Source organism: Streptomyces sp. NPDC024017, assembly GCF_040638895.1.
Classification (GTDB): domain Bacteria; phylum Actinomycetota; class Actinomycetes; order Streptomycetales; family Streptomycetaceae; genus Streptomyces.
This window is the reverse complement of the sequence record NZ_JBEZYZ010000026.1, coordinates 48,006-58,451: the sequence shown is the minus strand read 5'-3', so window position 1 is coordinate 58,451 and position 10,446 is coordinate 48,006. Positions and strand designations below refer to the sequence as shown.

12 protein-coding genes are annotated in these 10,446 nt (G+C 71.2%); 6 read left to right on the top strand and 6 right to left on the bottom strand.

The window, feature by feature from the left end; translation table 11 throughout:
• The coding region (locus tag AB0G20_RS38970; protein ID WP_355819038.1) for a cbb3-type cytochrome c oxidase subunit I at positions 1 to 201 on the bottom strand (201 nt) is incomplete at its 3' end.
• Positions 202 to 306: 105 nt separating this feature from the next.
• Between AB0G20_RS38970 and AB0G20_RS38965 the strand changes: the two genes are divergently transcribed.
• Both AB0G20_RS38965 and AB0G20_RS38960 read left to right on the top strand, forming a co-directional pair.
• Positions 307 to 867: a sigma-70 family RNA polymerase sigma factor gene (locus AB0G20_RS38965; protein ID WP_361311497.1), complete on the top strand. Its 561-nt coding sequence runs from the start codon at positions 307 to 309 to the stop codon at positions 865 to 867.
• Entirely contained in the window at positions 860 to 2,020 is a 1,161-nt protein-coding gene (locus tag AB0G20_RS38960) for a CU044_5270 family protein (protein ID WP_361311494.1), read from the top strand. The genes AB0G20_RS38965 and AB0G20_RS38960 overlap by 8 nt, the downstream gene beginning before the upstream one ends.
• A 57-nt stretch (positions 2,021 to 2,077) precedes the next feature.
• Here AB0G20_RS38960 and AB0G20_RS38955 read toward each other — a convergent pair whose 3' ends face one another.
• A complete protein-coding gene (locus AB0G20_RS38955; protein WP_361311491.1) occupies positions 2,078 to 2,443 on the bottom strand; it encodes a nuclear transport factor 2 family protein in 366 nt (121 codons plus the stop codon).
• A gap of 173 nt (positions 2,444 to 2,616) precedes the next feature.
• On the opposite strand from AB0G20_RS38955, the gene AB0G20_RS38950 reads away from it, so the two are divergent.
• On the top strand, positions 2,617 to 2,904 hold the full coding sequence (locus tag AB0G20_RS38950) for a hypothetical protein (RefSeq protein WP_361311488.1): 288 nt from the start codon (positions 2,617 to 2,619) through the stop codon (positions 2,902 to 2,904).
• A 57-nt stretch (positions 2,905 to 2,961) separates the two neighbouring features.
• Here the strand turns inward: AB0G20_RS38950 and AB0G20_RS38945 are convergent, their stop codons facing one another.
• On the bottom strand, positions 2,962 to 4,716 hold the full coding sequence (locus tag AB0G20_RS38945; RefSeq protein WP_361311486.1) for an ABC transporter ATP-binding protein: 1,755 nt from the start codon (positions 4,714 to 4,716) through the stop codon (positions 2,962 to 2,964).
• A 161-nt stretch (positions 4,717 to 4,877) separates the two neighbouring features.
• Between AB0G20_RS38945 and AB0G20_RS38940 the strand changes: the two genes are divergently transcribed.
• The 3 genes from AB0G20_RS38940 (at position 4,878) to AB0G20_RS38930 (ending at position 7,599) form a co-directional block, all read left to right on the top strand.
• Complete coding sequence (locus AB0G20_RS38940) at positions 4,878 to 5,966, top strand: S-(hydroxymethyl)mycothiol dehydrogenase (protein ID WP_361311483.1); 1,089 nt, start codon at positions 4,878 to 4,880, stop codon at positions 5,964 to 5,966.
• A complete protein-coding gene (locus tag AB0G20_RS38935; RefSeq protein WP_361311480.1) occupies positions 5,966 to 6,595 on the top strand; it encodes an MBL fold metallo-hydrolase in 630 nt (209 codons plus the stop codon). The genes AB0G20_RS38940 and AB0G20_RS38935 overlap by 1 nt, the downstream gene beginning before the upstream one ends.
• Positions 6,596 to 6,684: 89 nt before the next feature.
• Entirely contained in the window at positions 6,685 to 7,599 is a 915-nt protein-coding gene (locus AB0G20_RS38930) for an SDR family oxidoreductase (protein ID WP_361311477.1), read from the top strand.
• Between the two features lie 37 nt (positions 7,600 to 7,636).
• Here the strand turns inward: AB0G20_RS38930 and AB0G20_RS38925 are convergent, their stop codons facing one another.
• From AB0G20_RS38925 to AB0G20_RS38915, 3 genes are all read right to left on the bottom strand, one after another.
• Positions 7,637 to 8,359, bottom strand: coding sequence for a TetR/AcrR family transcriptional regulator C-terminal domain-containing protein (locus tag AB0G20_RS38925; RefSeq protein WP_361311474.1), 723 nt, complete (start codon positions 8,357 to 8,359; stop codon positions 7,637 to 7,639).
• Positions 8,360 to 8,392: 33 nt separating this feature from the next.
• On the bottom strand, positions 8,393 to 9,016 hold the full coding sequence (locus AB0G20_RS38920) for a class E sortase (RefSeq protein ID WP_361311471.1): 624 nt from the start codon (positions 9,014 to 9,016) through the stop codon (positions 8,393 to 8,395).
• 290 nt (positions 9,017 to 9,306) lie between these two features.
• Positions 9,307 to 10,392 carry a glycosyltransferase family 2 protein gene (locus AB0G20_RS38915; RefSeq protein WP_361311468.1) on the bottom strand — a complete coding sequence of 362 codons (1,086 nt, stop codon included), beginning with the start codon at positions 10,390 to 10,392 and terminating at the stop codon, positions 9,307 to 9,309.
• Positions 10,393 to 10,446: the final 54 nt, after the last annotated feature.

Sequence of the window (10,446 nt, the reverse complement as noted above, 5' to 3'; positions counted from 1 at the left end):
CAGCAGCATGATCGTGCCGTGCATCGTGAACGCCTGGTTGAACTGCTCGTTCGACATGATCTGCAGACCCGGCCGGGCCAGCTCGGCGCGCATGAACAGCGCCATCACGCCACCGATGACGAAGAACGCGAAAGACGTGACCAGGTACAGCGTGCCGATCGTCTTGTGATCCGTGGTCGTCAGCCACTTCAGGTGCCTCATGCCCCGCCTGTGTCCGCGCCCCGCCCGGACGTCACACGTCACCGACGCGAGGAGAATCACGAAATCGGGTGTGACGATCGAGAAGGTGCCGGACACGAACGGGACATGAGCAACGACGAGATCTTCGCCGCTGCCTACCGCGAGCACTACTGGGCGGTCAGCCGCTATGTCGCCCGGCGACTGGACGGGCGGACCGGCGACGTGGAGGAAGTGGTGGCGGAGGTGTTCACGGTGGCCTGGCGGCGCCGGGCCGACCTGCCGGCCGCCGCGCTGCCCTGGCTGTACGGCGTGGCACGCAACTGCCTGGCCAACGCGGTGCGCGGTCACGGACGCCGCCGCCGGCTCGTCGACCGGCTCGGCAACGACGACACCGCGCACGGACGGCACATCACGGCGGGCCCCGAGGCCGACACGCCCGGCGGCTGGGTGCACGAGGCACTCGCCCGGCTCTCCGCGGCCGACCAGGAGGTGCTGCGCCTGACGGCCTGGGAGGAACTCGGCATCGACGAGGTCGCCGTCGCGCTCGGCTGCGGCAGCCGGGCCGCGTCCATGCGGCTGCACAGGGCCCGGCGCCGCCTCAGAGCCGAGATCGACCGGTTGCGTCCCAAGCCGCCGACCGCCGAGCACCCCTGCATGACCGCCCCGAAGGAACACGGCCATGGCTGACGAACTCGAACTCCTGCGCAGCGCCGACCCGGTGCCGCCCGACGGCCCCCACTTCGGCGACGGCCCCCTGGACCACAACGCCGAACGCCGGCTCGAGCGGCTGCTGTTGGAGCCGGGGGAGGGGCACTTTGGCCGTCTGCGGGCCCGGCCGGGCCAGTTCTCCGCCCGTCTGCGGGGCCGCCCGGGCCGCCTCTCCGGTCGTCTGCGGGACCGTTGGGATCGGCTGTCCGGTCGTCTGCGAAACCCGGGCGAGGGCGCCGGCCCGGCCACTGATCCGCACCGTTCGCTGCCCGGCTCCGGCCGGCCCCGGCCGGTGTGGGGGCCCCGGCTGGCCTGGGGGCTGGCCGCCACGGCCGTCGTCGCCGCCCTGACCCTCACCTTCGTGCTGAGCGGCCCGAGCACCACGCCCGCGGTTGCCGCGCCCCGCCCGCTGGTGATCGAGTCGGGCTCCACACCCGTACCCCTGGACCGGTTGGCCGAGCGCGCCGCGGCCGAGGCGGCCGACGGCTCGCCCCGATTGCGCAAGGGCACGCACGTGCAGTCCTGGAGCCTCGGAATGTCGGACGACAAGCCTCCGATCACCCTGCCCGAGGAGCGCATCGTGCGCTGGCGGCCCGACGGCAGCCACACCGAACTCGTTGTGGCGACCGACCCACGGCACCCCGGCCGCCCGGTCCTCTCCGACGCGGCCGGCACCCCGCACCTCGTCGACGACCGCCACGTCCTCCTCGACCGCACGTACCCGCCGAGCTGGAGCGACGCCCCGCCCCAGTCGCCCCCGCCACGCGACCCGGCCCGGCTGCGCGCCTACCTGATGGAGGCTCGGTTCACCGACACTCCGCTGACCACACCCGAGCTGCTGGACGCCATGGCGACCCTGCTGGACCACTGGACCCTCGGCGCACGGGAGAGCGCGGCGCTCGCCCGGCTCCTCGCCGGTGCCGAGGGGCTGCGACCGGTCGGCCAGGTGACCGACCGGCTCGGCCGACGCGGCCAGGCCTACGTGAACGACACCGGCGGCGTCCGCCGCATGCTGATCATGGACCCGGCCACTGGAGCCGTCCTCGGGCTGGAGAGCACGCTCACCGACCCGGAACCCGCGTTCGGCGTCGAGGAGGGAGACGTCATGTCGTACAGCGCCTGGATGCGCTGATCGCACCCCGCCGACACCGAGATGATCCACTCCTGGGTCGGGGCCGGTGAGCTCCCGCTACTCGTCCCAGGCCTGGACCAGGGTCTGCTCGGCGATCTTGCCGCCGCGCAGCGCGATCATGGATTCGGACAGGACGCGCACCCCGTCCGCGTACTGGCAGCTCTCGCTGTAGGCGGCTTCGTCACCCTGGATGACGCACCGCTCCAGCTTGTGCGACATGTCGCGGCTGTAGACGTCCTCCAGCATCCGGCCGATCTCGTCCCGGCCGTGCAGGACCTTGGGGTGGCTCGGTTGGGTCGTGCGGTCCACGATGCGCAGTTCCGCATCGTCGGCGTACAGGGAGAGCAGGATGTCCGGGGTCTGTCCTTCCACGCCCCGGCGCAGGGTGTCTCGGTCGAAGGCGGGGTCTGCCGCGGTTCCCATGATGACCTCCTTCGAAGGGCCGCGGCCCGCCGGGAGCGGGCCGCGAAAGGCCTCTCCTGTCGAGCGTCCTCCCGCCCGCCGGGCTCGGCAAGCGCAACCGGGACACTGGGCCTGACGGGTGAGCGGCACCGCCCACCCGTGTCCGCCGGGCACCCGCCCGCGTTGCGATAGGCATGATCTCAACACGACGTATCGTCGCCGCCGTTGGTCTCGCCGCTGGCGTCACCGGCCTCGCCGCGCCGATGGCGAACGCGGCCGACGCGGAAGCGAAGAGCCCGCTCAGCCCGATGTCCGCGCTCGACTCGCTGACCGTGAGCGACATCCCCGCCGAGCACAAGGACGAGATCCCGCGGCCCTCCTCGCAGCTGGCCGGGCTCAACCGCCTCAACGACCTCGACCAGCTGAACCAGGTCGTCGGTCTGGTCTCCCCGGTCTTCGGCTTCCTTCCGAACGTCCGCTGACCGCGGCGTGTGCGTGAGGGCCGCCCCCGTCCGGGCGGCCCTCACGCACACCCGGGCTCAGTCCGCGGTGGCGAGGAACTGCGTCGCCGCCAGCTCCGCGTAGAGCGGATCGGCCGTCACGAGCTCACGGTGCGTGCCGACGGCCCGGACCCGGCCCGCGTCCATCACCACGATCCGGTCGGCCATCGTCACCGTGGACAGCCGGTGCGCCACGACGAGGACCGTGGTCGTACGGGCCACGTCCGCGACGGTGTCGCGCAACGCCGCCTCGTTCACCGCGTCCAGCTGCGAGGTCGCCTCGTCGAGCAGCAGCAGCCGGGGGCGGCGCAGCAGCGCACGGGCGATGGCGACGCGCTGCCGCTCACCGCCGGAGAGCTTGGTGCCCCGGTGCCCCACGAGCGTGTCGAGGCCGGCGGGCAGCCGGGAGACCAGACCGTCGAGACGGGTCGTCTTGAGCACCCGCGCGAGAGCGTCCTCGTCCGCCTCCGGATGGCCCAGCAGCAGGTTGTCCCGCAGGGAGCCCGACAGGACCGGTGCGTCCTGCTCCACATAGCCGATCGCGGCACGCAGCCGGGGCAGCTCCCAGTCGTTCAGGTCCCGCCCGTCCAGCGTGATGGCACCGGACTCGGGGTCGTAGAACCGCTCGATCAGCGAGAAGACGGTTGTCTTGCCGGCGCCCGACGGGCCGACGAACGCCGTCATGCCCTGCGCGGGCACGGTGAACGTCACTCCGTGGTGGACGTAGGGCAGGTCGTCGGCGTAGCGGAAGCGGACGTCGTCGAAGGCGAGGGCGGCGGGCTGCGCGCCCGGGGAGGGCAGCGGCGCGGCCTCGGCGGCCGGTTCGGCGGGCAGGCGCAGCGCCTCCTCGATGCGGGTGAGGGCCGCGGCGCCCGTCTGGTACTGCGTGACGGCGCCGACGACCTGCTGTATCGGCGACATCAGGTAGAAGACGTACAGCAGGAACGCCACCAGCGTGCCCACGTCGACCGCCCCGGTCGCGACCCGTGCGCCGCCCACGGCGAGCACCGTGATGAAGGCGATCTGCATGGCGAGCCCCGCCGTGTTGCCCGCGGCCGCCGACCACTTGGCGGCCCGCACGCTCTGCCGCCACGACTCCTGCGCCGCTTCGTGCAGCGTCTGCTCCTCCCGGTGCTCCGCACCGGACGCCTTCACCGTGCGCAGGGCGCCGAGGATCCGCTCCAGCGAGGCCCCCATGACCCCCACCGCGGTCTGCGCCTCCCGGCTCGCCTTGTTGATGCGCGGCACGATCACCCCGAGGACCACGCCCGCGCCCAGGATCACGGCCAGGGTGACGCCCAGCAGCACGGCGTCCACCAGGCCCATCATCACCACCGTGGCGACGAGTGTGAGCCCGCCCGTGCCCAGGCCGACCAGCGAGTCGGTGGTGACCGCGCGCAGCAGGGTGGTGTCGGAGGTGATGCGGGCCATCAGGTCCCCGGGTTCGCTGCGGTCCACGGCGGGGATCCGCAGCCGCAGCAGATACGACGACAGGGCGCGCCGCGCGCCGAGCACCACCGACTCGGCGGTGCGCGTCAGCACGTACGAACCCAGCGCGCCCACCGCAGCGTTGGTCACGACCAGGGCCGACATCGCCAGCAGGGCGCCGGTGATGGCCCGCTCGTGCGACAGGTCGTCGATCAGCTCCCGCGCCACCAGCGGCAGCAGCAGCCCGGTCGCCCCGGTGACCAGCGAGAGCAGCGCACCGGTGAACAGGGACCAGCGGTGCGGCCGTACGTATCCGAGGAGCTGCCGCCACGCGGGTGTGGCGGTCTCGGTCTCTGCGATGCTCACGGCGCTCCCTCGGCGTCGGCGGAGCGTTCAGGCTACGTCGCCGGCGACCCGCGCGGCCTGCCCTTTCGTGGAGAGGAGGGTGGCCGATCCGCGCTCCTTACCGATCAGTCGCGCGTAGGGTCGGAAGGGAACGGACCCCGGCCGACGAAGGAGTCAGCACCATGGCCCAGGAAGTACGCGGCGTGATCGCCCCCGGCAAGGACGAGCCGGTGCGGATCGAGACGGTCGTGGTGCCCGACCCCGGCCCGGGCGAGGCCGTGGTGCAGGTGCAGGCCTGCGGGGTGTGCCACACCGACCTGCACTACAAGCAGGGCGGCATCAACGACGAGTTCCCGTTCCTGCTGGGCCACGAGGCCGCGGGCGTGGTCGAGGCGGTCGGTGCCGGCGTCACCGACGTCGAGCCCGGTGACTTCGTGATCCTCAACTGGCGTGCGGTGTGCGGGAAGTGCCGGGCCTGTCTGCGCGGGCGGCCCTGGTACTGCTTCGACACCCACAACGCGCAGCAGAAGATGACCCTCGCCTCGACCGGCCAGGAGCTGTCCCCGGCCCTCGGCATCGGCGCCTTCGCGGAGAAGACACTGGTCGCGGCCGGACAGTGCACCAAGGTCGACCCGGGCGTCGCCCCGCAGGTGGCCGGGCTGCTGGGCTGCGGTGTGATGGCCGGCATCGGCGCCGCGATCAACACCGGGAACGTCGGCCGGGGCGACTCGGTCGCCGTGATCGGCTGCGGCGGTGTCGGCGACGCGGCCATCGCGGGATCGCACCTGGCCGGAGCGGCGACGATCATCGCCGTCGACATCGACGACCGCAAGCTGGAGACCGCCCGGTCCATGGGCGCCACCCACACCGTCAACTCGCGCGAGAGCGACCCGGTCGAGGCGATCCGCGAGCTCACCGGCGGCTTCGGCGCCGACGTCGTCATCGAGGCCGTCGGACGCCCGGAGACCTACAAGCAGGCCTTCTACGCCCGTGACCTCGCGGGCACCGTCGTCCTCGTCGGCGTCCCCACACCCGAGATGAAGCTCGACCTGCCGCTGCTCGACGTCTTCGGCCGCGGCGGGGCGCTGAAGTCGAGCTGGTACGGCGACTGCCTGCCCTCCCGCGACTTCCCCATGCTGATCGACCTGCATCTGCAGGGGCGCCTGGACCTCGGCGCGTTCGTGACCGAGACCATCCAGCTCGACGAGGTGGAGAAGGCGTTCGAGCGGATGCACCACGGCGACGTGCTGCGCTCGGTGGTGGTGCTGTGATGACGACGCGTATCGAACACCTCGTCACCTCCGGCCAGTTCAGCCTCGACGGCGGCACCTGGGACGTCGACAACAACGTGTGGATCGTCGGCGACGACCACGAGGCGATCGTCATCGACGCCGCCCACGACGCCGACGCCATCGTCGAGGCAGTCGGGGACCGCAGGCTCACGGCCATCGTGTGCACGCACGCCCACAACGACCACATCGACGCCGCCCCCGCCCTCGCCGAGCGCACCGGCGCCACGATCTGGCTGCACCATGACGACCTGCCGCTGTGGAAGCAGACCCACCCGGACCGCGAGCCGGACGCCTGGCTGGTCGACGGCCAGACGATCGAGGCCGGCGGCGCCGACCTCAGGGTCCTGCACACCCCGGGGCACGCGCCCGGCGCGGTCTGCCTCTACGACCCGGGCCTCGGCACCGTCTTCACCGGCGACACCCTCTTCCAGGGCGGCCCCGGCGCCACCGGCCGTTCCTTCTCGCACTTCCCGACGATCATCGACTCGATCCGCGACCGGCTGCTGACCCTGCCGCCCGAGACGACGGTCCGCACCGGCCACGGCGACTCCACGACCATCGGCGCGGAGGCCCCGCAGCTTCAGGAATGGATCGCCCGGGGCCACTGATCGCGTGTCGCCGGTAAAAGGCGACAGAAGATGTCCGGCTTACCCGTCACGCTGAAGGCGCCAAGCAGTCAGCTCACGGGAGGTCGGACATGTCAGCTCCGTTGCAGGGCAAGGTCGCACTGGTCGCCGGTGCGACCCGGGGCGCCGGACGAGGGATCGCCGTGGAACTCGGCGCGGCCGGCGCGACGGTCTATGTCACCGGCCGCACCACCCGCGCCCGCCGCTCGGAGTACGACCGGCCCGAGACCATCGAGGACACCGCCGACCTGGTCACCGCGGCCGGCGGGCGGGGCGTCGCCGTCCCCACCGACCATCTCGACCGGGCGCAGGTCCGGGCGCTCGTGGACAGGATCGCGGACGAGCAGGGCCGCCTCGACGTCCTCGTCAACGACATCTGGGGCGGCGAGAAGCTCTTCGAGTGGGACACCCCCCTCTGGGAGCACGACCTCGACAACGGCCTGCGCCTGCTCAAGCTCGCCGTCGAGACACACGCCGTCACCAGCCACCACGCCCTGCCCCTGCTGCTGCGCAACCCAGGCGGCCTGGTCGTCGAGGTCACCGACGGCACCGCGGACTACAACGCCGAGAACTACCGCGTGAACTTCTTCTACGACCTCGCCAAGGCCTCCGTGCTGCGCATGGCCTTCTCCCTCGGCCACGAACTCGGCCCGCGCGGCGCCACCACGGTCGCCCTGACCCCGGGCTGGATGCGCTCGGAAATCATGCTGGACGCCTTCGGAGTACGGGAGGACAACTGGCGCGACGCCCTGGAGCGCGTCCCCCACTTCGCCATCTCGGAGACCCCGCACTACGTGGGGCGGGCCGTGGCCGCGCTCGCCGCCGACCCGGACGTGTCCCGTTTCAACGGCACGTCCCTCTCCAGCGGCGGCCTCGCCCAGGTGTACGGCTTCACCGACCTCGACGGCAGTCGTCCGGACGCCTGGCGTTACCTCGTGGAGGTCCAGGACGCGGGGAAGCCCGCGGACGTCACCGGATACCGGTGACGAGGACGGTCACCTGCGGCCGGGCTATGGCGCACCGTCAGCGCTCGCTCTCGATGAAGCGGTCCAGCAGTGCGTCCAGCCCGGCCGCCAGGCCCTCGGGACCGCCCCGCTCGGCAAGGGCGGGTGCGGTCGCGCGGAGCCTCGGCAGCTCCTCCGACGGCATGCGGTACAGACCGAGCCGGAACGCGGGGTCCGGCTCCCTCGGGTTGTCGACCATGGCCCGCAGCTCCACGGACACGTACCCGAGGACCCAGGCGGTGAAGGCGCGCAGGACCCGGGCGGAACGTGTCTCCTCGACGCCGGCGTCCCAGAGCACGGCGAGCACGCGTTCATGATCTCTGAGGACCGCCGGTGCCCTGCGTGCCAGCGGTACCTCGGTGAAGCGCGTGAAGATCAGCGGTGCCCCCTCCGGGTGGTCGAGGCAGACCTGGTAGGTGATGCGGGCGATGCGGTGCAGTTCGGCCCGCCACTCGGGGCCCGCGGCCTCAGCGGCCGTTTCCGGGGCGGGTACCTGGGCGAGCCGGTCCTCCAGCTGCAGGAACAGAGCCTCCACCACTCCGTCCAGAAGCGCGGTCTTGCCCGGCGCGTAGCGGTACAGAGACATGGCCTCCACACCGAGTTCGGCTCCCAGGCGACGCATGGTCAGTGCCGAGAGGCCCTCGCGGTCGACCAGGTCCAGGGCGGCGGTGAGGACCCGCTTGCGGCTGAGCCTGCCGTGACGTCCGTCCTCATCGGCACCCGGCCCCGCGCCGTTCACCATCACGTGCCTCCTCCGCGGAGATGCATCCGGCCGTCATGGCCTTTCCAGTTCGCCCCACACGACGAACCGGTGGACGTACGTGCCGTCCCAGCCGCGATCCGTACAGGTGATGAGGGTGATCCGGGCCTTGTCGGGCCGAGCCCCCGGCTTGCCGGGAACGGGAAGGAGGACTCCGACGTCAGAGGGCTCCACGACCTTGCTGTGGGTGACCCGGTAGGTGTAGGTCGTCCGCTTCCACTCGATGTCGATCGTGTCGCCCTTCCTCAGCTCCGGGAGCCGGTTGAAGGGCTGTCCCCACCCTGTCCGATGGCCCGCGACCGCGAAATTGCCCGCCGCTCCCGGCAGCGCCGTCTCCGGGAAGTGCCCGGGGCCCTTCTCGAGAGCCTTCGGGGAGACGCCCTCGACGATCACCGGGGTGAATTCCCGGCCGAATCGAGGAACGCGCAGCTCGGCGAAGGCCTCTCCGTCGCGCGGATCGGGTGCCTTTTCCCGGGTCGTCTGCGGTGGTGCGGCCGACTGCCGAAGCTCTTCGCGCAGCACCTGCTGCGTATGGGCATAGGCGTCGCCGGAGTGCCCGTCGTGGAAGAGTCTGAGGCCGCCCAAGGCCAGGCCGGCGAGAATCAGGCCGACGCTCAGAAGCCGGATCACCCTTCTCATTTCGGACCTCCCGCATTGCGGTGGGGCCACTTCCGTGGCCCCGCCTCGGCGACCTCGTCAGGCGTCGTTCCTGACCTTTCGCGGGATGAGCCGCAGTGCGGCTGATCCCGCCGAGATCAGAACGAAGACGACAATCCAGAACCAGACACTTCCAGGGCCCCCGGTGACCGGCAGCAGTCCTGCTCCGGTGGTTCCAGCGGCTGTGGTGCCGGCACCTACATAGTTCGCCATGATCTTTTCCTTTCCTCGGGCGATTCCTTGTGTGCGTCTTTGTATGAGTCGTTCGGGTGTCACCAAGTGCGGTTCCTTCGCAGGGCCGTGTCCGCGAGCGCGCGGAGGTGGACGCCCTGGAGAAACAGGTCGAAGCACCACTCGGGCAGGACCAGCATCGAGGCGATCGACACACGCCAGCCGCGCGATTTCACGGTGATGGCCCGCTCAAGGGCGTAGAACGCCGTGAAGGCGATCCAGAAGGGAGCGATCCGCAGCCCCGAGCCGAAGGCGAGGAACCAGATGACGGAACCTATGTAGGCGGTCGACACGGATACTCCGAGGAAGGCCACGAGCTGTCTGGCCCAGCCTTCCGTCGTGTAGCGGGTGAGGCCGTAGTCGATCAGGTTCTCCAGCGCGCCGCGCTTCCACCGGAGCCGCTGCTTGGCAAGCGCCCGCCAGGTCTCCATGACTTCCGTCGTCATGGTGGCCCGCGGCGGAGCGACGATGCGGTGGTGCAGATGCTTCAGGGCCAGCGTGAGTTCGTTGTCCTCGGTCAGCGCCTTCGTGTCGTAGACGCCTTCGGCCGGAGGAAGCCGGCCCGATCGCCGGGCGTCGAGGACGTCTTTCAGGGCTCCGGCCCGGAAAAGGCACGCGGTGCCGGTCAAGCACAGCACCTTGCCGTTCTTGCGCGCCGTGTCCCGGGCATACCGGGCGAACTCGTTGCGCTGGAACGCCCCGCACAGTCTGCCGCCCGAGCGACCGCGGAAATTCCCGCCGACCGCGCCGTATCCCTGTCCCATCTTCTTGCGGGTGACCTCGATGAAGTGCGGGTCCAGATAGGTATCGGCGTCCTGGACGAGGATCGCGTCCTGATCGGAGAGGTCCGGCAGCAGTCTGCTCAGCGCACCGTTCAGGTTGCCTGCCTTCTTGTGCCGGTTGCCGACCGAATGCCAGACCTCGGCACCGGCCGCGTGGGCGATCCGTTCCAGCTCCGCGGTCCGACGGCTCTCCTTGTGCGGATCGAGCGTCACGATGACGCGGTCCGCGGAGTGTGTCTGTCCCCGCACCGCCTCCAGCACATGGGGGAGTGAATCCACTTCCTTGTAGGCGGGCACGAGCACGATCACCCGAGGCGATTCTGGTGCCGCGGCGGGCGCCGTCACGGGACCGTCGCGGTGTGCGAGGTGCCTGCCGTGGGACGCCAGGAGAACCCCGAG